Genomic DNA, 25,286 nt, shown 5'->3' on the forward strand with positions numbered 1-25,286 from the left:
GACTTCAGACCGACAGGAGTTCTTTTTCCTTGTCGGCAACGACCTTGTCGACGTCCTTGATGTTGGTGTCGGTCAACTTCTGGATGTCGTCCTCACCGCGCTTCTTCTCGTCTTCGCTGATCGCCTTGTCCTTGACCAGCTTGGCGATTTCCTTGTTTGCGTCCTGACGGATGTTGCGGATCGCGATCTTGGCGCCTTCGCCTTCCTTCTGCACCTGCTTGGCCAGCTCCTTGCGGCGCTCTTCGGTCGGCGGCGGCATGTTGATGCGGATCGCGGTGCCCAGGGTGTTCGGGGTGAACTCGGCGTTGTAGAGACCCTTTTCGATCTCCTTGATCATGCTCTTGTCGAACGGCGTGACCAGCAGCGAGTGGGCGTCGGCGTTGGAGATCGATGCGACCTGGTTCAGCGGGGTGCTGGCGTTGCCATAGGCGCTGACCGTGACGCGGTCCAGCAGGGCCGGGGTGGCGCGGCCGGTGCGGATCGAGGTGAGGGTGTGCTTCAGAGCGTCGATGCTCTTGGCCATGCGCGTCTGCGCGTTGTTCTTGATGTCGTTGAGCATCGCCCGGTCCTGGGTGTAACTGGAATCGGGCGATTATAGGCGAATACGGGACGCTGCCGGGCCAGAATCGGCCCGGAGCTCGCCTGGCGCTCAGGCTCAGGCCGGGTCGCGGCCCTGGACCAGGGTGCCGATGTTCGCGCCGCTGAGGATCTTCAGCAGCTCGCCCGGCTGGCCCATGTCGAACACGCGCATCGGCAGGTCGCTGTCGCGGGCCAGTGCGAAGGCCGCGGTATCCATCACTTCCAGGCCGCGGCGGATCACTTCGTCGTAGCTCAGGCTGTCGAAACGGACCGCGTCGCTGTGCTTGTTCGGGTCCTTGTCGTACACGCCATCGACCTTGGTGGCCTTCAGCAGCAGGTCGGCACCGATCTCGATCGCACGCAGCGCGGCGCCGGAGTCGGTGGTGAAGAACGGGCTGCCGACGCCGGCGGCGAAAATCACCAGGCGGCCCTTTTCCAGGTGGCGGATGGCGCGGCGGCGGATGTAGTCCTCGCACACGTCGTTGATCTTGATCGCGCTCATCACGCGGGCCTTGGCGCCCAGCTTTTCCAGGGCGTCCTGCATGGCCAGGGCGTTGATGACCGTGGCCAGCATGCCCATCTGGTCGCCGGTGACCCGGTCCATGCCGCCAGCGGCCAGGCCGGCGCCGCGGAAGATGTTGCCGCCGCCGATCACCAGCGCCACTTCGGCACCGGCCTGCTGGGCTTCGATGACCTCACGGGCCAGGCGATTGATGACCTTCGGGTCGATGCCGTAGTCCTCATCTCCCATCAGCGCCTCCCCGGACAGTTTCAGAAGGATGCGACGATAGGCGAGCTTGGACATGGGGACCTCGGGTGCGTGGAAATCGCGGGCGATTCTACGCGCATGCGGCGTTGGGCCAAAGTGTTTTGTGCACTGCGGCGCGAAATCCTGCCGTCCGCCCCGCTCACGCGGGGCGTCCCGTTCAGCCCAGCTCGGCGCCGGCGGTGGCTGAAAGCTCGTCGTGGCCGAGGGCGCCGGGGGAGCGGGCGATCACCCGGTTGCGGCCCAGGTTCTTCGAGCGGTACAGCACATCGTCGGCTGCGCGCAGCAGGTCCTGCACGTCGGCAAAGCGTTCGTAGCCGCCCTGGGTGGCCACGCCGGCGGAGAAGGTGACGAACAGCGGGCCTCCTTCCAGCTCGGCCATCGGCGTGGCGACGATGTTGGCCAGCACACGCCGGATCACGTCCAGCGCCACCGATTCACTGGTGTTGGGCAGCAGCGCGACGAATTCCTCGCCACCGAAGCGGGCCACGGTGTCGCTGTTGCGCAGCTGGCCCTGCAGCTTGCCGGCAAAGGCGCGCAGCACCTCGTCGCCGGTCAGGTGGCCGTGGGCATCATTGATTTTCTTGAAGTCGTCCAGGTCGATGAAGGCCACCGACAGCGGCCAGCCCTGGCGCCCGGCGCGCAGGAACTCCTGTTCCAGCACCGCCTCCAGCTGGCGGCGGTTGAGCACGCCGGTCAGGGCGTCGCGGTGGGCCTGGTCGGCCAGGCGCTTGGCCCGCGCCTCGAATTCGTCGGCGCGGCGGCGTGCCTGATCGGCATCCTGCAGCTCGCGCAGGTTGCGCAGGGTGGCCAGCTCCTGCGCGTGGTCGATCAGCTCCCGGACCCGCGAGGGCGAGTTCAGGCCGGCCTCGAACAGGCTGGCGATATCTGGAAGGGCATCGCTGATGCGGGTCAGTACCTGATCGAAACGGGCGCTGTCGAGCTCCAGCCGGTCATGCACCTGGTGCAGAGCGCGTTCGCGGGCGGCATCGGCGTCTTCGTCCAGCCAGATGTCAGCGACAGCGCCGGACAGCTGCACGCAGGCCTGGAACGGCGAATCGGCAGCGTCGTCGTCCTCGCTGTGGCTGATGCTTTCCACCAGGTAGCGCGGCAGGCCCCATTGCTCGGCCACCCAGGCGCCGACATCGGCGTGGCTGCAGCCCAGTTCCTCGCGCTCGCGTGCGACCAGATCGGTATTGTCACGGGCTTCGCGCAGCAGTGGCAGGTAGCGCTCCGATTCGGCCTGGGCCAGGCACAGCACACCCAGGTCCTGCAGCAGCCCGGCCAGCATCAGTTCCTCCAGCCGGCGCAGGCCGCGCGCCTGGCCCAGCTGGCTGGCGGCCAGGGCGCTGAGAATGCTGCGCTTCCACGCGCGCTGGCGCAGGTCGTGGTCGGCACCGCCGCCACCGGTCAAGCCCTGGGTCACGGTGAAGCCGAGGGCGAGGCTGATCGTGGCATTCAGGCCGAGCATGGTCAGCGCCTGGCCGAGGTTCTCGATGCGGCGGCGGCTGGCGTACAGTGGCGAATTGGCGATGCGCAGCATGCGAGCGCTCAGCGCCATGTCGATGGCGATGATGTCGGCGGCGGTGGCGATGTCCGCTTCCGGGTCCTGGGCCAACTCGATGATGCGCAGGGCAATACCGGGTGGCGAGGGCAGGTTGCGGCAGAGCGCCAGGGCAGCTGTCAGCTCGGGAGGCATGTCGGGTCGTTCAATTCCATTGGGACAAGAATACCTAGGAATGCATCACAGTCCGCGATTTTCGTTCCTGCTATGTGACTGTGGATTCCCTGCGCCGAGTATCGGCTTGATTCGCGCGCAACGCAAAGGTGCCGGTTGTGCGCACCAACGGTGCGCACCGGCCGATGGGGCATGAGTTCATCCCTTGGCCCATACATAAAAAAAGAGCCGCGGTTTCCCGCGGCTCCTTCTGGTCGCTTCACAGCCGGAAGGCTGGAATCAGACCTGCATCGCCTTGGCAACTTCAGCGGCGTAGTCTTCCACCACCTTCTCGATGCCTTCGCCGACGATCAGCAGCTTGAAGCCAGCCACGTCGGCGCCAGCGGCCTTGACCACCTGCTCGACGGTGGTGTCGCCCAGCACGTAGGTCTGGCCGTACAGGGTCACGTCGCTGACGATCTTGTTGATCTTGCCGCTGATGATCTTTTCCAGGATCTCGGCCGGCTTGGCCTTGTCCTTTTCGGACATCTTGGCCAGCTCGATTTCCTTTTCCTTCTCGACGAACTCGGCCGGGACGTCCGCAGCCTTGTTGTGCGGCGGCTTCAGGGCTGCCACGTGCATGGCCAGGCCACGGGCCAGCTCGACGTCGCCGCCGACCAGGTCGACCAGCACGCCAACCTTGCCGTTGGTGTGGACGTAGGCGCCGATGGTGTTGTTGCCATCAACCTTCACCATGCGACGGATCTGGATGTTTTCACCCAGGGTCTGCACGGCGGTGGCGCGGGCTTCTTCAACGGTGCGGCCATCGGCCAGCTTGGCAGCCTTCACGGCTTCGACGTCGTTGGCGCCCGATGCCAGGGCGGCAGCGGCGACGGCATTGACGAAGGACTTGAAGTTGTCATCGTTGGCGACGAAGTCGGTTTCCGAGTTGACTTCGACCAGCACGGCCTTGCCGCCATCCTGGGCCAGGCCCAGACGGCCTTCGGCGGCCACGCGGTCAGCCTTCTTGTCGGCCTTGGCAGCGCCGGACTTGCGCATGGCTTCAGCAGCAGCGTTGATGTCGCCGTTGGCTTCGGTGAGAGCCTTCTTGCATTCCATCATGCCGGCGCCGGTGCGCTCGCGCAGTTCCTTGACCAGGGAAGCAGTGATTTCCACGGGATTACCTCACGAAAGAAAGGGGTTGGGCCGGCATGGTGGCCGGCCCGTGTGACACGGTCCTGTCACGCGCCAAAGGCTGCGCGCAGGGAGGGTGGACGCCGGGCGTCCACCCCGGGGCCTGGATCAGGCCTGGGCGTCGTCGCCCTTCTTGGCAGCCTTCTTGGCCGGAGCGCGGCGGGCCGGCTTCTCTTCGCCTTCGGCAGCAGCTTCGGCGAACTCTTCCTCACGCACCGAAGCAGCGTGCGGCGCAGCAGCCTTGCCTTCCAGCACGGCGTCGGCAGCGGCGCGGGCGTACAGCTGCACAGCGCGGATGGCGTCGTCGTTGCCCGGGATGGCGTAGTCCACCAGTTCCGGGTTGTAGTTGGTGTCGACCACGGCGATGACCGGGATGCCCAGCTTCTTGGCTTCCTTGATCGCGATGTCTTCGTGGCCGATGTCGATCACGAAGATGGCGTCCGGCAGACGGTTCATGTCCTTGATGCCGCCCAGCGAGGCTTCCAGCTTGTCGCGCTCGCGACGCAGGCCCAGCACTTCGTGCTTGACCAGCTTCTCGAAGGTGCCGTCGGTTTCACCGGCTTCCAGTTCCTTCAGGCGGGCAACAGACTGCTTGACGGTACGGAAGTTGGTCAGGGTGCCGCCCAGCCAACGCTGGTTCATGAACGGCATGCCGCAACGCTCGGCTTCTTCCTTGATGGTTTCGCGGGCGCTGCGCTTGGTGCCCAGGAACAGGACGGTGCCGCGCTTCTGGGCAACCGACGAGATGAAGTTCATCGCATCGTTGAACAGCGGGACGGTCTTTTCCAGGTTGATGATGTGGATCTTGCCGCGGGCGCCGAAGATGTACGGAGCCATCTTCGGGTTCCAGTAGCGGGTCTGGTGGCCGAAGTGGACGCCGGCTTCCAGCATCTGACGCATGGTGACCTGGGGCATTGCAATACTCCTGATATGGAACCGGCGATTCCGCCCGCGGGGATAGGTATGCGGGACGCGTGGAAGCGCGGATGGTTCCGGGGTTGGGCTTCCCTGTTGCCTCCGTGGCCGAACTCCTTGCGGAGCACCCCGGCACGGATGGGGGCAGCAGGTGTGGATTCACCGGTGACGTCCGGTGTGGACGGTCTCCCGCGCACGCAGGCGGCAGGAATCCGGTCGATTATAGCCCGCTGGGAGCGCTCGCTGCAATTGCCGGGTCCGGCGCGGTCAGATCGACCACGCGGCCGTCCTGCAGCCGGGCCTGGAAATGGCCACCGGCATAGCTGTCGGCATGGACGGGGAGGGCCCAGCGGCGTTCCCGGCCCGCCAGCAGGTAGCCGGCCAGTCCCGGCAGCAGCAGGGTGCGGCGTCCATCGCCGGCGACGAACGCAAGATCGTGCAGGCGGGCGTGAACGGAACCTGCGTTGCGCAGTCGCAGAAGAGGCTGCGACGTGCCGGATTCGATTCCGGCATGCAGGTCCGGCCGCGCCAGGGGCGCCGCATGCCCCCGGAACAAGGGCAGCGAGTAGCGTGGCAGGCCCGGTCCGCTGGGGCTCAGGATCACCCGGTAGGCCTGCTCGACGGCAACGGGCGACGTCTCCCGAGGCAGCAGCCAGATGCGTTGACGGGTGCCGGGCGGGAGGTCGAGCCGGGCGGGGCTGGCCAGGATCTGGTCGCTGGGCCGCAGCTTTTCCGCATCGACCTGCTGTTCCCAGGCCAGGATCCGAACCTCGCCCTGCCAGCGGCCGGGCCCGGGGTTGTACAGCCACAGCTCGCCGTGCCCCCCTTCGGCGGGCAGCTGCAGGGTGGTGGGCACCAGGTCCAGCGCCGCAGCGGGCAGTGCCAGCAGCAGTGCCAGCAGGCTCAGCAGGATGCGCATCAGTAGATGAGGGTCACGGCAGGCGCCGCGTCGTCGCTGTCGGCCGGCGGCGCGAGGTCGCGGATCTGTTGCGGAAGCTCGGGCGCGTCGCTGCGCCGGTGCGGTGCCGTGCATCGGGTGTTGCCGGCATCACTGCTGCAGCCCTCGACCACAGTCAGCCGGATCTGCAGGGAGGTGCTGCCGGGATCGGCCCACGCGGGCGTACTGGCGACCAGCATCGCCCCGATCAGAAGTGCGCGAACCACCTGCCATCCACCGTACTGTAGGACCCGTTGCGCGGTATCGGCCGGATCGGCCGAATCTGTAGGCTCGACTGCCAGTCGACTGGTCCTGGCGCAGGAGGGATGCGCACATCCACGCACGGCGTGGATCTACCGGAACCCACCCCGGTGGGTGCCGACGATTCCAAACCCACCCCGGTGGGTGCCGACCATTCCAATCCATCCCGGTGGATGCCGACCATTCCAATCCATCCCGGTGGATGCCGACCGTTGGTCGGCACACAGGTCAGTAAGTGATCGTCACCTGCACCAGATCGTTGTAGGTACCGGCCGGGGGCTGGCCGGTGACCGGCGGCACCCGGCCATGGATGGTCAGCTGCTGCGCGCTGCCATTTCCGGTGCCGCCAACGGTATCGACATTGAGGGTATTGCCCCAGCGCAGGCTGCGCGCGGCGTCGCGGTACAGCTCATAGGGGAGGTAGTAGGTGCCGCTGCCAATGGTGGTGGCCATGCGCCGGGTGGTGGAGGCGGCGGGGTTGTTCTGGCCGTTGTTGAGGCTGATCTGGTAGGCGGTGTTCTTCAGGCAGGTCAGCGTGAGCGTGGCGGTCCGGTCGATGTTGGCGGAAATGCTGCCGGTGACGTTGCCGAAGTCCATGTTGGTGGTGACGTAGCTGCCGCATTGCGGCAGCACGTTGGCAGTGGCAGTGAAGCTGAAGGCCGCACTGGTGCTGTTGGTGCCGGTTGCGCCGCCGTTGCAGGCGGCCGGCACGGTGGCGTTGCCGAGCAGGACTTCGTTCCAGGCCCAGGTGAGCACCACGTTGGCGCCACTGAAGGTGCTGCTGTAAGCACCCGAAGCGAGGATCTGGTTGGCGGGGATCTGCGCGAACAGCTGCACGGACTGCGCACCGCTGCCGCCGGTCAGTAGTGGCACGTTGTAGCTCATGGTCAGTTCCTGTGCCGGCGGCGTACCGCGTGGCACCAGGCCGGTGACCTGGCCGTAGCTGGCGTTGTTGTAGAGCTGGAAATTCATGGTGTCGCTGCTGGAAGTGGACATCGTGCGGAAGGTGGAGGTGCTGCCGCCGCCACTGCCTGCGCCGATACCCACGCAGACGCGGACGCCGGTGGTGGCCAGCAGGCTCAGTGCGGCGGTGGTGCAGGTCACCGTGATGTTCAGCGTCGCCGCCGTAGGGCCGGGAGCGTTGCTGTTGATGTTGCCGAACGGCAGAGTCGGGTTCGCGGTTGCCGTGCAGACCGCTGTCGCCTGGGCCGGTAGTGCCACGAGCAGGCCGGCGAACAGCAGCATGCCGAGCAGCAGCACTCTCATTGCGCCACCTCCGGGATGCACGGCAGCGGTGCCGGCTTCGGCCGGGCGCCGGACGCCACTACCTTGGGCTGCTCGGGTACCTTCACCCGGCACTGGCCGCGGCTGGTGGTGATGTACAGCACGCTGCCGGCAGCGACGTCTTCCAGATACAGCAGGCCGTCATAGCCCACCGTGGCCTGGCGTCCGCCGGGCAACTGCACTTCGCTGCCCACTTCCAGCGGCTGCCCGTCCATGCTCTGCAGCGTCAGGCTCAGAGAGGGCCGCGAGCGCAACTGGAATGTCACGTGGGTCCCAGCGCGCTGGCGCGGCGTCACCCAGTCCTCGATGCGGTCGGCACGCATGTCCTCGGGCAGGTCCAGGGTGTCGATCGAGACCCGGTTGCGCTGCCAGGACAGCAGCGGGCTGACCAGCAACAGGCCACGATCATCGGTGACGCCGATCAGGCGGTTCTCCAGCCGCACCGGCACGCCACCGACACCATTGGTGCTGATCACCGCGAATGCATCGGAGACCTCGCGGGTGGCGAACGCGTGCCCGCCCATCCAGACCAGGCTGCCACTGGCGCTGCCGTAGGCATAGTTGAGCCCGCCCTGGCGCGAGGCGCCGAAGGAGTAGCGGCCGACGTCATTGAGGATGCCGACTTCGGCCAGGCCGCCACTGCCGTCCTCGCCGTGGCGCACCTGCGCGCGCCAACCGATGCCGCCTGCACTGCCATCGCCGGGCACCGGCTGGGTAACGTCGGCCACCCAGGTCTGGCTGTCGCCATTGCGCTGGCTGGACAGGCTGGCCTGGCGGTTGTTGCCCAGGCTGGCGGTTACCGACAGATAGATGCTGCGGTCATCACTCTGGTCCAGGTTCTGGTTCACCGAGAGGTAGGCTGACCAGCGCTGGCTCCAGGTCCGCGACCAGAACAGGCTGGCGTAGCGGTTGTCTTCGCCATCGGGGTAGCGCAGGCGCAGGTAGCTGGCGCTGAGCGTGCCCAGCCGCAGCAGGTCGGCGCCGACCGTGGCCTGTTCGCTGATGCTCGGCGGCAGGTTGCCCTGCAGTGCGCCCAGGTCGCGGTAATCACCATGGCTGCGCACGGTGCGCAGATTGACGTTGAGTCGGCGGTTGTTCCAGCTGTAGCCCAGTGCCCATTGCCCGCCCTGCAGGCCGTGATAGTCACTGTGCGCATAGGCGGCGTTGAACACGCCCGCGCCACCCAGCAGCCACCCGCCGCCGATGCCGGCCTGGGCCAGGCCACCACCGCCTTCGGCATGCGCTTCACCGGTGAAGGTATCGCTGATGCCGCCGCGCCAGCTGGCACTGGCCACGGTGCGGTCGTCGTAGGCGAAGGAGCGCTGGCCGAAGTCCTCGCGCAGTTGGCCAACACCGACCGACCAGTCCGACAGGCCCTTGGCCAGCAGTTGCTGGGTGCCATAGAAGCTGAAATCCAGTGTCTGCATGCGGCCGAATGCGTCGGTGACCACCACCTGTGCGCTGCCGGTGCCGCTGATGCCCGGCTGTGCGGCCAGCTGGAACGGGCCGACCGGGACCTGGCCGCTGTACTGGCGCAGGCCATCGACGTACAGCTCGACCGTGGACGGCACCACCGCCTGGCCGAGGAAACTGGGCGTGGGGGTCAGCACGCGATAGGGCTGCAGGCCGTAGTTGCGACCGATCTGCAGGCCACCCAGGCGCACCGGACGGGTCCAGTCGACGAAGCCGCTGTAGAAATCGCCGACCTCCAGCGTCATCGCCTGGTCGGGGAAATCCAGGCTCCAGCGCGTATCCAGGCGCACGCTCTCCCCTCGCCAGCGACGGTCGCCAGGCTGCTGGTAGCGCCTGCTGACCGCGGTGTTTTCGAAGGTGCCGTTGCCGACGCCGAACAGGCGCAGTTCGGAGCTCAGGCTGAGGTTGCCCAGCGTATCCACCCGGCTGCCATACACGTCGTAGTTGAGCAGCAGTCCGGGTGAGGCACTACCTGCGGGCGCGTGTGTCTGCGGGCGGCTGAGCACGGTGGTTGGCAGGGTCAGCTGGTCCAGTGGCACGTCCAGCGCCAGGGTCTGCAGGCGTGCGTCATAGCGCACCACCGCGCCGCTGATCTGGTCCAGGTACACCGGTGCATCGCCGTGGGCGTTGAAGCCGAGCTGGCGCAGTACGTCGGGGCTGGCCTGCAGGCGGCCACGGTTCTCGATGAAAGGCAGCAGTCCGCGTGGGGTGCTGTTGAGCGAAACGTCCAGGTACAGCGTCTGGTTGGCGGTCAACGGTGTGGGCGGTGGCAGCATCGCATCGGCGGAGATGCCTGATACATCGGCGGTGGCGGTAGCCGCTGCACCGGACACATCGGCGGCTTGGGTCGCCGCAGGAGCCAGGGCAGCAAGCAGCGCGCCCATCAACGCCTCAGCGAGCCGATGGGGGCGACAGCGGCGTCTGTTCCGACTCGCCATTGAGCTTGGCCGTGATCTGGTCGTTGTCGCGGTCGATCGCCGTGCGCTCGATCGGCCAGCGCATCACCTGCCCGGGCAGCACGTAACCCAGCAGTCCGGGATGCACGATGCGTGGGCGCGTGGGGCTGCCCAGCGCAAGATCGGCGATCTGCGCATAGCTGTTGCCTGCGTTGGCCACCTCGACGCCGTTGCGGCCATCGGGCAACTGCACCAGGCGGGCCTGCAGCTGCGGCGCAAGCTTGCCGGCGGCGGGCTGCACGAACACCGGTATCGAATAGCGCAGCACGAACTGCATGCCGTCGGCGCGGGTGGCCAGGTCGGGCACCTCGTCAACAATCAGCCTGTAGTACTGCTGTGCCGGCGGTGGCGTCCTGTCCGGACGCATCACCCGGACCAGCTGCTGCTGCCCGGCAGCCAGTTCCTGCATCGGCGGGGTGACCACCAGTTCATCGGTGGGCAACAGTTGCTCCTGGCCGTCCTGCTGCACCCAGCGGAACACCCGAACCTGCAGCTTCACCGGCGAGGTGCCACTGTTGGTCAGCCAAAGCTCGCCGGCACGCTGGCGCGCTTCCAGCTGCAGGCTGGTCGGGGCGACCTGCAGGCTGGTGGCTTCGACCGGGGCGGCGAATACCAGGCTCAGGACGAGCAGCGCCACGCCGGTGGCGCGCCACGGGCGGGGTCCGGCCATGCGGGCGTGCTCCATCAATAGGTGATCGTGGCGGTAACCGTATCCAGGTAGTTGCCGGTCGCCGGGTTGTTGGTGCTCAGGTTCAGGATCTGGCCGTACACGATGTAGGGCACGGCCAGGCCGGTGCCGATGCCAGCCTGGGTGTTGGTGCCGGAGGTGGCACCCCAGACCAGGGTGTGCGCGGCGTCCTGGTAGAGCTGGTAGCCGACGTAGTTGTTGGCGGTCACCGCGGCGTTGGTGTTCTTCATCCGGCGAGTGGTGACGTCATTGGCGGTGCTGGCATTGGCACCCGCATTCAGTGAAATCGTGTAAGGGGTCAGTGCCGAGCACTGGGCGGTCACCGTGCCCTGGCCCAGGGTGGGGGTCGCGGTGGTCGAGGCCGCCGTGCCGAAGTCAACGTTGGTGGCGGCAGCAGCCGTGATCGTGCAGGCCTTGGTCACCACCAGGGTGACATTGAAGGTGGTGGTGTCTGCGGCCAAGGCCGGGCCGGACAGCAGGACCCCGGCCAAGGCCCAGGCAAGCGGGGAACGAAGCGCGGATCGCATGGACAACCTCCCTGACCCGAAGGTCCGTTGAACAAGGCGAAGGCGGCACGTTCGGCACCGCTTCGGCGACGGTGACCCCAGCTTAGGAGGCGTAAGTGTCTGTATTCCGTGATAAACAGGGAGGCGAAAGGGGGGCGGCGATCACGCTTTCACTTTCCTTGCCGGAACCGTGCATGGCCCGCCAGTTGGGTGGCGTTCGTTCAGATTGTGGCCGGATCGGCGATAATGGGGGCCATGAGCGTGAATCTGAAAACCCCGCAGGAAATCGAGATGATGCGAATCGCCGGCCGCATGGCCAGCGAAGTGCTCGACATCGTCACCCCCCACGTCAAGCCCGGTGTCACCACCGAGGAACTGGACCGCATCTGCCACGACCACATCGTGAACGTGCAGGGCGCCGTTCCGGCCAACGTCGGCTACCGCGGCTTCCCGAAGACCGTGTGCACCTCGGTCAACAACGTCATCTGCCATGGCATCCCTAGCGAAGGGAAGGTGCTCAAGGATGGCGACATCATCAACATCGACGTCACCGTCATCAAGGATGGCTGGCACGGCGACACCAGCCGCATGTACTTCGTCGGCACCCCGTCGGTGATGGCCCGCCGCCTGGTGGAAACCACCTACGAAGCCATGTGGCGCGGCATCCGCGCGGTGCGTCCGGGCGCGACCCTGGGCGACATCGGCCATGCCATCCAGAGCTATGCCGAAGGCGAGCGTTTCAGCGTGGTGCGCGAGTACTGCGGCCACGGCATCGGCAAGGTCTACCACGATGAACCGCAGGTGGTGCATTACGGCCGCCCGGGCCAGGGCCTGGTGCTGCAGCCGGGCATGACCTTCACCATCGAGCCGATGATCAACGAGGGCACCCGCTACAACAAGGTGCTGCCGGATGGCTGGACCGTGGTGACCAAGGACCGCAAGCTGTCGGCACAGTGGGAGCACATGATCGCGGTCACCGAGACCGGCGTGGACGTGCTGACCCTGTCGCCGGGCGAGTCGCAGGTCTCCTGAGGATGCTGCCGGCGAGTTCGCTGCTGGACACGCCGGCCGCGTCGCTCAACGACCCGGACTGGGCTGCTGCCGCGCGCCAGGCGCTGCAGCAGGCCGACGCGCGCCTGTACCGCCGCTTCGACCAGGGCGACAACATCGAGCGCCTGCTGGCGCTGCGGGCGCGCGCTGCCGACCATCTGATCCGCCTGGCCTGGCAGCGCTGCCTGCCGGCCGACAGCGGGCTGTCGCTGTTCGCGGTCGGCGGCTATGGCCGCGGTGAACTGTTTCCGCGTTCGGACATCGACCTGCTGGTGTTCGGCGATCCGCCGGCACAGCTGGCCCATGAGGCGGCGCTGGCGCGCCTGTTCGCGCTGCTATGGGATTGCGGGCTGGCCGTCAGCCATGCGGTGCGTTCTGCATCGCAGTGCCGCGAGGCGGCAGTGGACCAGACCGTGCTGACCGCGCTGATCGAGGCGCGCCCGATCTTGGCCGATGATGTGGCGCGCCGCGCGCTGCGCGAGGCCGTCGACGATCGTGAACTGTGGCCGGCGCGCACCTTCTTCCTGGCCAAGCTGGAAGAGCTGCGCAACCGACACCAGCGCTTCGGCGATACCGCCGACAACCTGGAGCCGGACCTGAAGGATGGCCCCGGCGGCCTGCGCGATCTCAATACGCTTGGCTGGATGGCGTTGCGTGCCTTCGGCGTGCGTGACCTGGAGGCGCTGGTCGGGCTCGGCCATCTGGGCGCAGACGAAGCGGCAGCACTGAAGCGCGAACGTGCGGTGCTGGCGCGGCTGCGCTTTGGCCTGCATCTGGTCGCGCGTCGCCCGGAAGAGCGCCTGCGTTTTGATTACCAGAAGACCCTGGCGGCACGCCTGGGCTTTGAAGACGATGCCGAGAACCTCGGTGTCGAGAAGATGATGCAGGGCTTCTACCGCGCCGCGCTGGTCGTGCGCCGGATCAGCGACCGCCTGCTGCAGCGCTTCGAGGAACAGTTCGATGGCGAGGCGCAGCCGGAGCCGCTGACCGTGGGTTTTTCCCTGCGCCGTGGTTACCTGGCGGCCAACGAAGCCGACTGGCCGCGCGGCGACATCGGCCAGGTGTTCGCGCTGTTTGCCAGCTGGGCCAACAACCCGCAGGTGCGCGGCCTGCATTCTCTGACCGCGCGTGCGCTGGCCGAAGCGCTGCCACTGCTGCCGGCCTACGACCAGGCTGATGCCGATGCACGCGAGCAGTTCCTGGCGCTGCTGCGCGGCCAGCGCCCGGTCGATACGCTCTCGCGCATGGCGCGGCTGGGCGTGCTTGGCCAGTGGATTCCCGCGTTCGCCCAGGTCAGCGGGCGCATGCAGTTCGACCTGTTCCATGTCTACACCGTCGACCAGCACACGCTGATGGTCCTGCGCAATATCGGCCTGTTCGCCAGCAGTCGTGCCGACGAGCGCTTCTCGATCGCGCACGAAGTGTGGCCGCGCCTGCGCAAGCCCGAGCTGCTGCTGCTGGCCGGCCTGTTCCATGACATCGCCAAGGGCCGTGGCGGCGACCATTCGGAGCTGGGCGCGGTGGACGCGCGCGCGTTCTGCCAGGCGCATGCGCTGAGCACGTCCGACACCGAACTGGTGGCGTGGCTGGTCGAACAGCACCTGCGCATGTCGGTGACCGCGCAGAAGCAGGACATCGCCGATCCGGAGGTGATCCATCGCTTCGCCACCCTGGTCGGCAGCCGCGACCGCCTGGATTACCTGTACCTGCTGACCTGCGCCGACATCGCCGGCACCAGCCCCAAGCTGTGGAATGCATGGAAGGACCGCCTGCTGGCCGACCTGTACTTCGCCACCCGGCGCGCGCTGCGCGAGGGGCTGGAACACCCGGTGCCGGCGGCCGAGCGCGTGGCCGAAGCGCGTGACAGCGTGCGCGCGCTGGTGCGCGAGCGGGGTTACGACGATGCCACCATCGATCGCCAGTTCGCGGTGATGCCCGACGAAGGCTTCATCCGCCTGCGCCCGGAGCAGCTGGCCTGGCAGGCTGCCGCGCTGGTGCCGGTGAAGCAGGGCCAGGCGCTGGTGAAGGTACGCCGGATCAGTGTCGACGATCCCGCGCTGGAAGTCTTCGTGCATTCGCCGGACCGCGACGGGCTGTTCGCCGCGATCGTGATGACGCTGGACCGCAAGGGCTACGGCATCCACCGCGCACGCGTGCTGGACGGTCCGGCCGATACCATCTTCGATACCTTCGAAGTGAACCCGGCCGATACCTTCGCCGATGGCAGCAGTGCCAACCTGGAAGCGGCGCTGCGCGAGGCACTCAGTGGTGACCTGTCGCGCCTGCGGCCGTCACGCCGGGTGGTGCCACGGCAGCTGCGGCACTTCCGCTTCGCCCCGCGCATCGAATTCCGCGATGAGCCGGGCGCAACCCGTTTCGCCCTGGTCGCCCCCGACCGCCCCGGCCTGCTGGCCGATGTGGCGTTCGTGCTGCGCAATCAGGGCCTGCGCGTGCATGATGCGCGCATTGCCACGTTCGGCGAACGCGCCGAAGACACCTTCGTGATCAGTGACGAACACGACCTCCCCCTGACTGAACCTGCCCGGCAGCAGCTGCATGACGCGATGCTGGCCTGCCTGGACCCTGATCGAAACGCCGGAGACCCCGCCTGATGGCCACCAAGCCCGCCAAGAAGACCGCCGCGACCCCCAAGAGCGCAGCGGCCCGGAAACCTGCTGCTGCCGCACCGGCCGCGAAGAAGACCCCAGCGCCGAAGAAGGCCGCTGCGGTGAAGGCCCCGGCGAAGAAAGCGGCTGCGGTGAAGCGTGCTGTGAAGAAGCCGGCGCCGTCCAAGAGTGCCGAAGCGGTCCGCGCCGAAACCATCGCCCGCAAGTCGCTGCGCAAGCCTTCAGCCCCGGGCGTGGAAGAGCTGAAGTTCGGCATCGAGAGTGCCTTCGAGCGCCGCGCTACCTTGACCCTGCACGAGCTGGAAGGCTCGACCAAGCCGCTGGTCAACCGCGTGATTGACGGCCTGGAGAGCGGTGAGTTCCGTGTTGCCGAGCCGGACGGCCAGGGTGGCTGGAAGGTCAACGAGTGGCTGAAGAAGGCCGTGCTGTTGTACTTCCGTGTCAATGACATGGCCGTGGTCGACGCCCGTCCGGCGCCGTTCTGGGACAAGGTCGAATCGCGCTTCGCCGGCTATGACGAGGCGAAGTTCCGCCGTGGCGGCGTGCGCGTGGTGCCGGGCGCGATCGCCCGCCGCGGCACCTACTTCGGCAAGGACGTGGTGCTGATGCCGAGCTTCACCAACATCGGCGCCTACGTCGGCGAAGGCACCATGGTCGATACCTGGGCCACCGTCGGCTCCTGCGCGCAGATCGGCCAGCACTGCCATCTGTCCGGCGGCGCCGGTATCGGTGGCGTGCTGGAACCGCTGCAGGCCAGCCCGACCATCATCGAGGACCACTGCTTCGTCGGTGCGCGCTCGGAAGTGGTGGAAGGCGTGGTGGTCGGCCACCACAGCGTGATCGGCATGGGCGTGTTCCTCAGCCAGAGCACCCGCATCTACAACCGTGCCACCGGCGAAATCACCTACGGCTACATCCCGCCGTACAGCGTGGTGGTGTCCGGCTCGCTGCCGAGCAAGGACGGTACCCATTCGCTGTACTGCGCGGTGATCGTCAAGCAGGTTGATGCCAAGACCCGCAGCAAGACCAGCGTCAACGACCTGCTGCGCGGCCTGGCCGACTGAAGGTGACTGCGCCGGAGGATCTGGCGCAGTCCGCGATCTACCGGCATCCGTCCGACACCCTGGTCGGGCGGATGCTGCCGCGCCTGCTGCACGCCCCGCGCTGGACCCGGCTGCGCCGTGCACTGTCGCGGCGCTGGCCGATGCCGGCGCTGGTCAGTGACGTGCGCGATGTGGTCTACGTGAGCTGGTGGGTCGACGTGCGTCACGCACCAATGCCACCGCCGGGCCATCATTACGTGGTCCATGCCGGACGCACGCCTTACACCATCCTCAGCTACCGTCACGGCCACTTCGGGCCCGCGCTGGCTGGGCCGCTGCGTTCCCTGATGCCGTCACCACGGCAGAGCAACTGGCGCTGGTACCTGCGTCGTGACGACGATCCGGACGGGACGCCGGTGGTGCTGTTCGACCGCAACGTGATGGACCAGCTGGCCTTCGTCGCCGGCGCGCGCGTTTTCAGCGATGCCATGCAGCCGCATCTGTCGGTGCGCTTCACGCATGCGCTGGATGCCGAAGGGAGTGGCCACACACGGATCGAGGGCGGGCAGGGCAGTGCCCCGGCGCTGCACCTGCAGTGGCAGGCCGCCGCGGGCTGGGACGATGCCGGGTGGGCGGCGGCCTTCGGCAGCCATCAGGCCCTGCTGCGTTTCCTGACCTGCCAGGACGAGGCCATCGCCCGTACCTGCGACGGCCGCTGGGCCAGCACCCGCATCGCGCTGCCGGTGGAGATCGACAGCCTGCAGCCCCTGCGCCTGATCGGTGAGCAGCAGTGTCCGCGGCTGCAGGCGATGGACTTGGCGCTGCAGGAAGGGCTGGCCTTCCGGCTGCCACGGGTGCCGTTCCGGGTCGTGTCCGAGCGCCTGTTGTGAGATTCTGGCCCTCTGTTTTCCAGCATCACAGATGGCCATGAGCACCACTGTCTACGGTTTGAAGAACTGCGATACCTGCAAGAAGGCGACCAAGTGGCTGGACCGCTTCGGCGTGCCTTACACCTTCGTCGATTACCGCGAGAACAAGCCGAGCCCGGAAACACTGCTGGCGTGGGCTGGGCAGCTGGGGGGCCTGGCCGCGATGGTGAACAAGTCGTCCACCACCTGGCGGCAGTTGCCGGACAACCGCAAGGCCGCCGACTCCGAGGCCGAATGGAAGCTGCTGCTGCGTGAATACCCGCAGCTGATCAAGCGTCCGCTGGTGGTCACGGCCGATGGCACGGTCAGCCAAGGCTTCAGCGACAACGGTTTCAAGGCCCGCTTCGGCGTGGGTGACGCATGAGTGCGGTCCTCGACCTGACCTGCGAACTGATCGCACGACCCTCGGTGACGCCGGATGATGCTGGCTGCCAGACACTGCTGGCGGCACGCCTGAAGCAGGCCGGGTTCCAGTGCGATCACCTGCGCCTGGGCGAGGTCGACAACCTGTGGGCGACCCACGGCCAGGGCGCGCCGGTGCTGGTGCTGCTGGGCCACACCGACGTGGTGCCGACGGGCCCGTGCGAGGCCTGGGCCAGCGACCCGTTCACGCCGCAGATCCGTGACGGCGTGCTGTACGGCCGTGGCGCCGCCGACATGAAGGGCAGCGTGGCGGCGTTCGTGGTCGCCGCCGAGCAGTTTGTCGCTGCGCATCCCGATCACCCTGGCACGCTGGCGGTACTGCTGACCAGCGACGAGGAAGGCGATGCCATCGATGGTGTGCGTCACGTTGCACGGCTGTTCGCCGAGCGCGGCCAACGCATCGACTGGTGCATTACCGGAGAGCCATCGTCTACCTCGACGCTGGGTGACCTGCTGCGCGTAGGCCGTCGTGGCAGCCTGTCGGCCAAGCTGCGCGTGCAGGGCGTGCAGGGGCATGTGGCGTACCCGGAAAAGGCGCGCAATCCGATCCATCAGGCGGCACCGGCACTGTCCGACCTGAGCGCAAGGCGCTGGGATGAAGGTTATGAGAGCTTCCCGCCGACCAGCCTGCAGATCTCCAACATCCATGCCGGCACCGGTGCCAACAACGTGATTCCCGGCGAGCTGGAGGTGGATTTCAACATCCGCTACAACCCGCACTGGGATGCACCGAAGCTGGAGGCGGAGATCACCGCATTGCTGGGCCGCCATGGCCTGCAGTACACGCTGAAGTGGCACCGCAGCGGCGAGCCGTTCTACACCCCGGAAGGCACGCTGCGCGCCACCGCGCGTGCGGTGCTGGCCGAGCACATCGGCCGTGCGCCGGAAGAAAGCACCGGCGGCGGCACGTCAGATGCACGCTTCATCGCGCCACTGGGTGCGCAGTGCATCGAAGTGGGGCCGGTCAACGCCAGCATCCACCAGGTGGATGAGAACGTGCGCGTGGACGATCTGGAAGCGTTGCCGGGGCTGTACCAGCGCCTGGTGGAACGGCTGCTGGTGGGAACCCCATGACGGAATGAATCCCGCGAGGGTGGGTGCCGACCGTTGGTCGGCACGCCCCCCGCCGGGGCCGCTTCTCTACTCTGAAAAAATGAAGAACGGCGGCTCGACCGCTTTCTTCCAGTAACTTGGCGCGGCCATGTAGAAGTGTTGCGCCTCGGCTCTGGCGAACCAGCGCGCCGCCGCGTCGGTGTCTTTCTCCACACCCGGCGCACTGCGGCCCAGCAGCAGACCGGCGAAGTACTGGCCGAACACATTGCCCTTCTCACCGGCGCGCTGGTACAGCTGCAGCGCACGCGCCGGATCGCGCGGCAGTCCCATGCCTTTCTCCAGCAGCGCGCCCAGGTCGACCTGCGCTTCGGCGTCGCCGTGCTCGGCACGACGCTGGATCTGCGCCACCAGCGGATGCACGGTGTCACCCTGTGCGGCCACCGCATCCGGCAGTCGCGACGACGAACTCGGGTAGCGCTCGTAGATCATTCCGCGCAGGTCCCAGCGCAGCGCCTGCTGCGCGTCGCCTCGCTGGCGGTAGGCCTTGGCGAGCCCGTAGAACGCATAGGGATTGCCGTGGTTGGCAGCCGCCAGATAGGCGCGTTCGCCACGTCGCCAGGACGCGCGCAGGACAGGTGCAGGGTTGATATGGGGGCTGTCGGCATGCTGCAGCCTGCCGGAGATCCAGATCCGGCCCAGTGCTTCTTCCGCTTTGGTGTTGTGGAAGGTCCAGGGCGTGATCGCGGCAGCACGCTCGTAGTAGGTAACGGCGCGCGGATCGTTGAAACGTTCGAAGGTCTGCGCGGTGTCCCAGGCTCCGTCGAAGCTGCCGTCGGTGCCGCGTTGCTCCAGTGCCTGTTGCTGCGCCAGCGGCAACGTGGAGGGCGGAGGCAGGGTCTGGCAGGCGGCCAGGCCCAGGCAGAGCAGGGCGGCCAGCGCCGCGTTGCGTCCAGTGCGGTGTTGCATTTCCATTACACGTTTCACGGCGGGCCATTATGCGCGCCGGGGAGTGGTTGCCAACGCAACGGTTGCGCCGTGCCGGAAACCGGGGTAGGGTCGATGCCATGTCGATCCGTCTGGTCACCGCCGTCAATAACAACAACCGCAATAATCTGCGCGCGAATAATCGTGCGCGGCCGATGCGGGACTGCGCCCTGGGTAGATAGACGGCAACACACGCCCGGACACCAGAAAACCCGCATCAGCCGATGCGGGTTTTTTTGTGCCCGGGCGCAGCCCCACCCGGGCCTGGATGGCCGGTCGAACACCCTCCCACCCGTGAAATCCCCCAACAGGAGCTCTCCCATGTGTTCGATCTTCGGAATCTTCGGCCTGCAGGCCGGTGACGATCTTCCCGCCCTGCGCCGCCATGCGCTGGAACTGTCGCAGCGCCAGCGCCACCGTGGCCCGGACTGGAGCGGCGTGTACCTCGACGAAGGTGCGCTGCTGGTCCATGAGCGGCTGGCCATCGTCGACCCGGCCGGTGGTTCGCAGCCGCTGCTGTCGGCCGATGGCCAGCTGGCGCTGGCGGTGAACGGCGAGATCTACAACCACCAGGCATTGAAGGCGGCGCTGACCACCGCCTACGACTTCCAGACCGGCTCGGACTGCGAGGTGATCAATGCGCTGTATCGCCAGGGCAGTTCGCCGGCGCAGTGGCTGGAACAGCTCAACGGCATCTTCGCCTTCGCGCTGTGGGACCGCGACAGCGGGCGCGTGCTGGTGGCGCGTGACCCGGTCGGTGTGGTGCCGCTGTACTGGGGCCACGATACCCAGGGGCGCCTGCGCGTGGCCTCGGAAATGAAGGCGCTGGTCGATACCTGTGCCGACGTCGCACAGTTCCCGCCGGGTCACTACTTCGACAGTGCCAGCGGTGAGCTGGTGCGCTACTACCAGCAACCGTGGCGCGACTATGCCGACGTGCAGGGCCGCCAGGCCGACCTGGCCGAACTGCGCCAGGCCTTCGAGCATGCGGTGGAGCGCCAGCTGATGAGCGACGTGCCGTATGGGGTGCTGCTGTCCGGTGGCCTGGACTCGTCGCTGGTGGCGGCCGTTGCCGCGCGCTATGCGCGTCGCCGCATCGAGGATGGCGGGCAGACCGAAGCCTGGTGGCCGCGCCTGCATTCGTTCGCGATCGGCTTGAAGGGTTCGCCGGATCTTGCTGCTGCGGCGATCGCTGCCGAGGCTCTTGGCACCGTGCATCACGGCTTCGAATACACCTTCGAGGAAGGCCTCGACGCGCTGCCGGAAGTGATCCGCCACATCGAAACCTACGACGTCACCACCATCCGCGCCTCGACGCCGATGTTCCTGCTGGCACGGCGGATCAAGGCGATGGGCGTGAAAATGGTGCTGTCCGGCGAGGGCAGCGATGAGATCTTTGGTGGCTACCTGTACTTCCACAAGGCGCCGGATGCACGTGAATTCCACGACGAGCTGGTGCGCAAGCTGGACGCGCTGCACAACTACGACTGCCTGCGCGCCAACAAGTCGATGATGGCCTGGGGCGTGGAGCCGCGCGTGCCGTTCCTCGATCGTGAGTTCCTTGATGTGGCGATGCGCTTCGATGCCGCGCACAAGATGGTCGGTGCCGGCTTCGGTGGGCGCCGCATCGAGAAGGCGGTGCTGCGCGAAGCATTCGAGGGCTACCTGCCGGACAGCATCCTGTGGCGGCAGAAGGAACAGTTCAGCGATGGCGTCGGCTACGGCTGGATCGACGGGCTGAAGGCGCATGCCGAAGCACAGGTGAGCGACCGTGTACTGGCGGCGGCCGACAAGCGCTTCCCGCACAACCCGCCGCAGACCAAGGAGGCGTACTACTACCGCCACCTGTTCGAGCAGTTCTTCCCGAGCCGCGCGGCGGCCGAGACCGTGCCGGGCGGCAAGTCGATCGCCTGTTCGTCGCCGGCCGCCATTGCCTGGGACGCCAGCTTCGCCGCGGCGGCGGACCCCTCGGGCCGCGCGATCGCCGGCGTGCACGAGCAGGCACTGGCCTAAGTCCCAAAAAGGGGACGGAGGGGATTAAGTCGTTTTTGCCACAAACGACTTAATCCCCTCCGTCCCCTTTTTTCGTATCATCGCCCCCTGCACATTGGGGAATGTTCATGGGCGTACAGACCGGGGGCCAGGCGCCGCCGATGAAATGGGGATGGCGTTATCTGGCCTGGGCCGGCGTGCCATTGCTGGCCGGGGTGCTACTGGCGCGGTATGCCGGGCCGGCAGCGCCTGCGGCGGTCGCCCGTGCCTCGGTAGCCGCCGAAGGCAGCTGGGCGCAGCACCTTGCCTCACCGCTGGGCCTGTTCCTGCTGCAGCTGCTGGTGCTGCTGCTGGTGGCCAAGGGCGCGGGCGCGCTGCTCAAGCGCTTTGGACAACCGGCGGTGATCGGCGAGATGGCCGCTGGCCTGATGATGGGGCCGCTGGTGCTCGGCAGCCTGCTGCCGCAGCTGCATGGTGCGTTGTTCCCGGCCAGCTCGCTGGGTCCGCTGGGCATGCTCAGCCAGCTGGGCGTGCTGATGTTCCTGCTGGTAGCCGGTGCCGAGCTGGACCTGGCGGCGCTGCGTGGCCGCCGGCGCTTCGCCTTCACGGTCAGCCATGCCGGTATTGCAGTGCCGTTCGTGCTCGGCGTGGCGCTGGCGATCTGGCTGTATCCGCAGCACGGTCCGCAGGGTGTGGGCTTTACTGCTTTCGCATTGTTCGTCGGCATCTCCATGAGCATCACCGCGTTCCCCGTGTTGCTGCGCATCCTTGCCGATCGTGGGATCACACAAACGCCATTGGGCCAGACCGCGATCGCCTGCGCGGCATTGGGCGATGCCACCGCCTGGTGCCTGCTGGCCTTGATCGTCGCCGCCGCCCAGGCCAGCGGCTGGTTGCCGGCCAGCCTCAACCTGCTGTGCGTGGTCGTGTTCGTGGCGCTGATGCTGGGGCTGGTGAAGCCGTGGTTTGCCCGCCAGCAGATTGCGCCGGGCCGTGAGGGACGTTGGTTGCTGGGTATCCTGCTGCTGTCACTGGCGAGTGCGCTGGTCACCGAGATGCTGGGCATCCACGCGTTGTTCGGTGCATTCGCTGCGGGCGTCGCGGTATCGTCCAACGCGCAGCTGCGCGACCTGTTGATGGCCCGCGTCGAACCGTTCGCGGTGACCCTGCTGCTGCCACTGTTCTTCGCCATGACCGGCCTGCGCATGCGCGCCGATGCGCTGCAGGCCAGCGATATCGTGTTGTGCGTGGTGGTGATCGCGGTGGCCACGGCCGGCAAGCTGCTGGGCACCTTCAGTGCCGCGCGCAGTGCGGGCATGCCCACGCGCGAAGCGTGGCGGTTGGGGGCGCTGATGAACACCCGTGGTCTGATGGAGCTGATCGTGCTCAACCTGGGCTACGAGCTGGGCCTGCTCGGCGATCGGCTGTTCGCGGTGCTGGTGATCATGGCGTTGGTGACCACGGCGATGACCGGGCCGCTGCTGAACCTGATCGAGCGACGCCGGGGCTGAGCGCTGGACGGTAGTGCCGGCCGCTGGCCGGCATCCAGGCTGGTGTGTCCAGCATCATGAGGTTGCCGGCCAGCGGCCGGCACTACCGCGCCGGTACCAGCGTCATCGTGTGCTGCGCCTTGCCGGGCAGGAACGGTGTCGGCCGCCCATGCACCCAGTCTTCGTGGCCGGCGCCCCAGTACGGCGACAGCGGGTGCCCGCTCTGGCCGCCGGGCATGTGCACGATTCCGTCGGCCTCATGTCCGGGCGAAACCACCATGCGTTCGGAGGCGCCGAAGTTCGGCGTCTGCACGCGCGGCATGTCACGGTCGCCGGGCAGCGGGTCGGCGGGCATGCACAGCCAGCGCTTGGCGATGTCCGGCAATGCACGCGCGATGGGATGGCAGAGCGCCGCGGTGTTGCGCTCTCCCCAGGTGCGCTGGGCCAGCGGGCCCTGCTTGGCCAGCTCGCTCTCGGTGCGGCGTGCGGCATCAAGCAGCAGCGCGTCCCAGCTGTCGTAGGCCGGTGGCAGCAGGTTGGCGGGGCGTTGCTGCAGCATCGGCCAGGCCACGCCTTCCAGTTGTGCCAGGCGCGGGTCCAGATAGTCATCGCCCAGCTGCGCGTTGGCCGGTGCCAGCAGTGCTTCGGACAGGGTATCCATCACCTGCGTGCGGAACGCGCGCACCACCCGGTAGCTGACCGAGCCGGCCGAGGCCCGGCCGCCCCATTGATGGCTGACCGCCTTCAAGCGCTTCAGAGCAGGGTCGTCACTGCGTTCGATGACGTCATGCAGCAACGCCCACCAGCGCTGCAGAAACACGGCGCGATCATCGAGCTGGATCGCCAGCAGGTCGTGTTCGTCGAAGCGGTCCTGGATGGCGAGCAGGTCGCGGATCTGCTGCGCACGCGCGCCGAGGTCATAGCCACCGTTGCCAACAGTAGCCAGCGCCTCGCCGTCGAGGACGCGTCCGTTGGCGGTCCACAGGCGATGGTTGGGGGGATCGATCAATGCAGGCGAGGCATCGCTGCGGATCGGCCACGGCGCGCAGTCCTGGTTGCTGGCGGCATTGAAGCCGGCCGGCGCACAGCCGGGGCCGCGGTCAGGGCGGGCGCCGATCAGCCGCCAGGCAATGCGGCCGCTGCGGTCGCCGACCACCAGGTTCTGCGCGGGAATGCCGGCGCGGTCGGCGAAGTGCAGTGCACCGTCAAGGTCACCGGCGCGGGCCAGATCAGCGAAATCCAGGCGTACGGCGCCGGGCAGGTGTGCGACCCAGCGCAGGGCATCGCCACTGCCATCGGCATGGGTGTGCAGGATCGGCCCCCAGGCGGTTTCGCGTACCGGGAACAGCACGTCGGCCTGGCCGGCCACCGCGATGCGTTCTTCGTGCACGGTCACCGTGGCGTTGGCCGGTTCCGTGCGGTAGTCCGCCGTGTCGATGTAGCTGTTGGTGAAGCCCCAGGCGACGTGGCCGTTGCTGCCGACGATCACCGCCGGCAGGCCAGGCAGCGAGAAGCCAGTGACGTCGACCTGGCCGCCGGCGGCCTGCGGGTCCGGATAGCGCAGGCGCACCCGGAACCACAGCCCCGGCGCACGCAGGCCCAGGTGCATGTCGTCGGCAACGATCGCGCGGCCGTCGGCGGTGAGTGCGCCGGCCACCGCGAAGTTGTTGCTGCCGATGACGTCCGCCTCCTCCTGCTCGGTGCCCGGCTTTCCCTTCAATGTGCGCAGATCGAGCTGGCTGGCATCGGGCAGAATCGCATTGCCGGTGGCTTCGCCAAACAGCGGTGCATCCCATTCGGTGCCGTCGTGGGCAATCAGCGCGTACAGCGCCGGCGGCACCACCGCACGGATGCGGCTGAGGGCAAGCTCGGTCTGGTTGTTCGGGTCCTGCAGGTCGGCGTACATGGCCAGCCCGGCCAGCACGCTGTCGCTGGCCTGCCACGGTTGCGGTGACTGCCGCAGCAGCAGGTAGGCCCATGGCCGCACGGAGAGATCGGTAAGGCCTTCGTTGACGCCATCTACATAGGCGCGCACGACCGCGCCGTTGTCGCCCAGCGCGGTATCCAGATGCGCCTCGGTGCGGGCGCGCAGGCGGTGCACGCGCATGCGCTTGTCGGCGTCGATGGCCTTCGGTCCGAACAGCGCCGACAGCTCGCCGGCGGCACTGCGGCGCATCAGGTCCATCTCGAAATAGCGTTCCTGCGCATGCACATGGCCGAGTGCGCGCATCGCGTCGGCCTGGCTGCCGGCAGTGATGGTGACCACCCCCAGCGCATCGCGCTCGATGGTGACCGGCTTGGCCAGGCCCGGCAGCGCATGCTCGCCGTCCAGGTCGGCCAGGCTGCCGCGCAGCAGCAGCCACAGGGCCAGTGCGGTGACCAGCACGATGGCGACCAACACACCCAGCACCCAACGCCATGTACGTCGCATCGCACGTCCTTTCCGAACTCGTGGGCCGATTGTAGCCGCAGGCGCAAC

21 protein-coding genes are annotated in these 25,286 nt (G+C 67.5%); 8 read left to right on the plus strand and 13 right to left on the minus strand.

Features of this window, described 5'->3' with window-relative positions; all coding sequences use genetic code 11:
• Positions 1 to 4 precede the first annotated feature (4 nt).
• The 11 genes from frr to ACZK3W_RS07370 form a co-directional block, all read right to left on the minus strand.
• Positions 5 to 559 carry a ribosome recycling factor gene (gene frr / locus ACZK3W_RS07320; RefSeq protein ID WP_032127942.1) on the minus strand — a complete coding sequence of 185 codons (555 nt, stop codon included), beginning with the start codon at positions 557 to 559 and terminating at the stop codon, positions 5 to 7.
• Positions 560 to 655: 96 nt separating this feature from the next.
• Positions 656 to 1,384, minus strand: a complete 729-nt coding sequence (pyrH, locus tag ACZK3W_RS07325; protein ID WP_019659122.1) for a UMP kinase — start codon at positions 1,382 to 1,384, stop codon at positions 656 to 658.
• A gap of 121 nt (positions 1,385 to 1,505) precedes the next feature.
• Positions 1,506 to 3,044 carry a GGDEF domain-containing protein gene (locus ACZK3W_RS07330; protein ID WP_049399536.1) on the minus strand — a complete coding sequence of 513 codons (1,539 nt, stop codon included), beginning with the start codon at positions 3,042 to 3,044 and terminating at the stop codon, positions 1,506 to 1,508.
• A 258-nt stretch (positions 3,045 to 3,302) separates the two neighbouring features.
• Positions 3,303 to 4,178 (minus strand): translation elongation factor Ts, encoded by an 876-nt coding sequence (tsf, locus tag ACZK3W_RS07335; RefSeq protein WP_032127939.1) that lies wholly within the window; start codon positions 4,176 to 4,178, stop codon positions 3,303 to 3,305.
• 126 nt (positions 4,179 to 4,304) lie between these two features.
• Positions 4,305 to 5,111, minus strand: coding sequence for a 30S ribosomal protein S2 (gene rpsB, locus ACZK3W_RS07340; protein WP_005408748.1), 807 nt, complete (start codon positions 5,109 to 5,111; stop codon positions 4,305 to 4,307).
• Between the two features lie 220 nt (positions 5,112 to 5,331).
• A complete protein-coding gene (locus ACZK3W_RS07345) occupies positions 5,332 to 6,030 on the minus strand; it encodes a fimbrial biogenesis chaperone (RefSeq protein WP_125893837.1) in 699 nt (232 codons plus the stop codon).
• The gene (locus ACZK3W_RS07350) at positions 6,030 to 6,248 is read right to left on the minus strand and encodes a hypothetical protein (protein ID WP_049399532.1); all 219 of its coding nucleotides are present in this window, start codon (positions 6,246 to 6,248) and stop codon (positions 6,030 to 6,032) included. The genes ACZK3W_RS07345 and ACZK3W_RS07350 overlap by 1 nt, the downstream gene beginning before the upstream one ends.
• Positions 6,249 to 6,537: 289 nt before the next feature.
• Positions 6,538 to 7,575 carry a Csu type fimbrial protein gene (locus ACZK3W_RS07355; RefSeq protein ID WP_293791274.1) on the minus strand — a complete coding sequence of 346 codons (1,038 nt, stop codon included), beginning with the start codon at positions 7,573 to 7,575 and terminating at the stop codon, positions 6,538 to 6,540.
• A complete protein-coding gene (locus ACZK3W_RS07360) occupies positions 7,572 to 9,950 on the minus strand; it encodes a fimbria/pilus outer membrane usher protein (RefSeq protein ID WP_293791277.1) in 2,379 nt (792 codons plus the stop codon). Before ACZK3W_RS07360 ends, ACZK3W_RS07355 begins: the two co-directional genes overlap by 4 nt.
• A 7-nt stretch (positions 9,951 to 9,957) precedes the next feature.
• Positions 9,958 to 10,707: a fimbrial biogenesis chaperone gene (locus ACZK3W_RS07365; RefSeq protein WP_049399527.1), complete on the minus strand. Its 750-nt coding sequence runs from the start codon at positions 10,705 to 10,707 to the stop codon at positions 9,958 to 9,960.
• Positions 10,707 to 11,237 (minus strand): Csu type fimbrial protein, encoded by a 531-nt coding sequence (locus ACZK3W_RS07370; protein WP_032127934.1) that lies wholly within the window; start codon positions 11,235 to 11,237, stop codon positions 10,707 to 10,709. Before ACZK3W_RS07370 ends, ACZK3W_RS07365 begins: the two co-directional genes overlap by 1 nt.
• A 234-nt stretch (positions 11,238 to 11,471) precedes the next feature.
• Between ACZK3W_RS07370 and map the strand changes: the two genes are divergently transcribed.
• Genes map through dapE form a run of 6 tightly spaced genes read left to right on the plus strand, consistent with a single transcriptional unit; the run spans position 11,472 to position 18,362 of the window.
• The gene (gene map / locus ACZK3W_RS07375; RefSeq protein ID WP_032127933.1) at positions 11,472 to 12,248 is read left to right on the plus strand and encodes a type I methionyl aminopeptidase; all 777 of its coding nucleotides are present in this window, start codon (positions 11,472 to 11,474) and stop codon (positions 12,246 to 12,248) included.
• Between the two features lie 20 nt (positions 12,249 to 12,268).
• Positions 12,269 to 14,878, plus strand: coding sequence for a [protein-PII] uridylyltransferase (locus ACZK3W_RS07380; protein WP_478450829.1), 2,610 nt, complete (start codon positions 12,269 to 12,271; stop codon positions 14,876 to 14,878).
• The gene (dapD, locus tag ACZK3W_RS07385; protein ID WP_125893845.1) at positions 14,878 to 15,957 is read left to right on the plus strand and encodes a 2,3,4,5-tetrahydropyridine-2,6-dicarboxylate N-succinyltransferase; all 1,080 of its coding nucleotides are present in this window, start codon (positions 14,878 to 14,880) and stop codon (positions 15,955 to 15,957) included. The genes ACZK3W_RS07380 and dapD overlap by 1 nt, the downstream gene beginning before the upstream one ends.
• A gap of 2 nt (positions 15,958 to 15,959) precedes the next feature.
• The gene (locus ACZK3W_RS07390; RefSeq protein WP_125893847.1) at positions 15,960 to 16,826 is read left to right on the plus strand and encodes a hypothetical protein; all 867 of its coding nucleotides are present in this window, start codon (positions 15,960 to 15,962) and stop codon (positions 16,824 to 16,826) included.
• Between the two features lie 31 nt (positions 16,827 to 16,857).
• The gene (locus ACZK3W_RS07395) at positions 16,858 to 17,229 is read left to right on the plus strand and encodes an arsenate reductase (protein WP_180838119.1); all 372 of its coding nucleotides are present in this window, start codon (positions 16,858 to 16,860) and stop codon (positions 17,227 to 17,229) included.
• Entirely contained in the window at positions 17,226 to 18,362 is a 1,137-nt protein-coding gene (dapE, locus tag ACZK3W_RS07400) for a succinyl-diaminopimelate desuccinylase (RefSeq protein WP_125893849.1), read from the plus strand. Before ACZK3W_RS07395 ends, dapE begins: the two co-directional genes overlap by 4 nt.
• Positions 18,363 to 18,428: 66 nt before the next feature.
• Here the strand turns inward: dapE and ACZK3W_RS07405 are convergent, their stop codons facing one another.
• Positions 18,429 to 19,307 carry a tetratricopeptide repeat protein gene (locus tag ACZK3W_RS07405; protein ID WP_125893850.1) on the minus strand — a complete coding sequence of 293 codons (879 nt, stop codon included), beginning with the start codon at positions 19,305 to 19,307 and terminating at the stop codon, positions 18,429 to 18,431.
• Positions 19,308 to 19,646: 339 nt separating this feature from the next.
• Here ACZK3W_RS07405 and asnB point away from each other — a divergent pair, with 339 nt between their 5' ends.
• Positions 19,647 to 21,338 (plus strand): asparagine synthase B, encoded by a 1,692-nt coding sequence (asnB, locus tag ACZK3W_RS07410; RefSeq protein WP_125893852.1) that lies wholly within the window; start codon positions 19,647 to 19,649, stop codon positions 21,336 to 21,338.
• A gap of 101 nt (positions 21,339 to 21,439) precedes the next feature.
• On the plus strand, positions 21,440 to 22,828 hold the full coding sequence (locus ACZK3W_RS07415; RefSeq protein ID WP_041864491.1) for a cation:proton antiporter domain-containing protein: 1,389 nt from the start codon (positions 21,440 to 21,442) through the stop codon (positions 22,826 to 22,828).
• An 82-nt stretch (positions 22,829 to 22,910) separates the two neighbouring features.
• On the opposite strand, the gene ACZK3W_RS07420 is transcribed toward ACZK3W_RS07415, so the two are convergent.
• A complete protein-coding gene (locus ACZK3W_RS07420) occupies positions 22,911 to 25,238 on the minus strand; it encodes a penicillin acylase family protein (RefSeq protein WP_293791286.1) in 2,328 nt (775 codons plus the stop codon).
• Positions 25,239 to 25,286: the final 48 nt, after the last annotated feature.

This window comes from Stenotrophomonas sp. 80084_Sma (assembly GCF_056481995.1).

Coding starts and splice junctions, on each gene's coding strand:
- frr (WP_032127942.1), bottom strand. CDS start 559: ATGCTCAACGACATCAAGAACAACGCGCAGACGCGCATGGCCAAGAGC.
- pyrH (WP_019659122.1), bottom strand. CDS start 1,384: ATGTCCAAGCTCGCCTATCGTCGCATCCTTCTGAAACTGTCCGGGGAG.
- ACZK3W_RS07330 (WP_049399536.1), bottom strand. CDS start 3,044: ATGCCTCCCGAGCTGACAGCTGCCCTGGCGCTCTGCCGCAACCTGCCC.
- rpsB (WP_005408748.1), bottom strand. CDS start 5,111: ATGCCCCAGGTCACCATGCGTCAGATGCTGGAAGCCGGCGTCCACTTC.
- ACZK3W_RS07345 (WP_125893837.1), bottom strand. CDS start 6,030: ATGCGCATCCTGCTGAGCCTGCTGGCACTGCTGCTGGCACTGCCCGCT.
- ACZK3W_RS07350 (WP_049399532.1), bottom strand. CDS start 6,248: ATGCTGGTCGCCAGTACGCCCGCGTGGGCCGATCCCGGCAGCACCTCC.
- ACZK3W_RS07355 (WP_293791274.1), bottom strand. CDS start 7,575: ATGAGAGTGCTGCTGCTCGGCATGCTGCTGTTCGCCGGCCTGCTCGTG.
- ACZK3W_RS07360 (WP_293791277.1), bottom strand. CDS start 9,950: ATGGGCGCGCTGCTTGCTGCCCTGGCTCCTGCGGCGACCCAAGCCGCC.
- ACZK3W_RS07365 (WP_049399527.1), bottom strand. CDS start 10,707: ATGGAGCACGCCCGCATGGCCGGACCCCGCCCGTGGCGCGCCACCGGC.
- ACZK3W_RS07370 (WP_032127934.1), bottom strand. CDS start 11,237: ATGCGATCCGCGCTTCGTTCCCCGCTTGCCTGGGCCTTGGCCGGGGTC.
- map (WP_032127933.1), top strand. CDS start 11,472: ATGAGCGTGAATCTGAAAACCCCGCAGGAAATCGAGATGATGCGAATC.
- dapD (WP_125893845.1), top strand. CDS start 14,878: ATGGCCACCAAGCCCGCCAAGAAGACCGCCGCGACCCCCAAGAGCGCA.
- ACZK3W_RS07395 (WP_180838119.1), top strand. CDS start 16,858: ATGGCCATGAGCACCACTGTCTACGGTTTGAAGAACTGCGATACCTGC.
- dapE (WP_125893849.1), top strand. CDS start 17,226: ATGAGTGCGGTCCTCGACCTGACCTGCGAACTGATCGCACGACCCTCG.
- ACZK3W_RS07405 (WP_125893850.1), bottom strand. CDS start 19,307: ATGCAACACCGCACTGGACGCAACGCGGCGCTGGCCGCCCTGCTCTGC.
- asnB (WP_125893852.1), top strand. CDS start 19,647: ATGTGTTCGATCTTCGGAATCTTCGGCCTGCAGGCCGGTGACGATCTT.
- ACZK3W_RS07415 (WP_041864491.1), top strand. CDS start 21,440: ATGTTCATGGGCGTACAGACCGGGGGCCAGGCGCCGCCGATGAAATGG.
- ACZK3W_RS07420 (WP_293791286.1), bottom strand. CDS start 25,238: ATGCGACGTACATGGCGTTGGGTGCTGGGTGTGTTGGTCGCCATCGTG.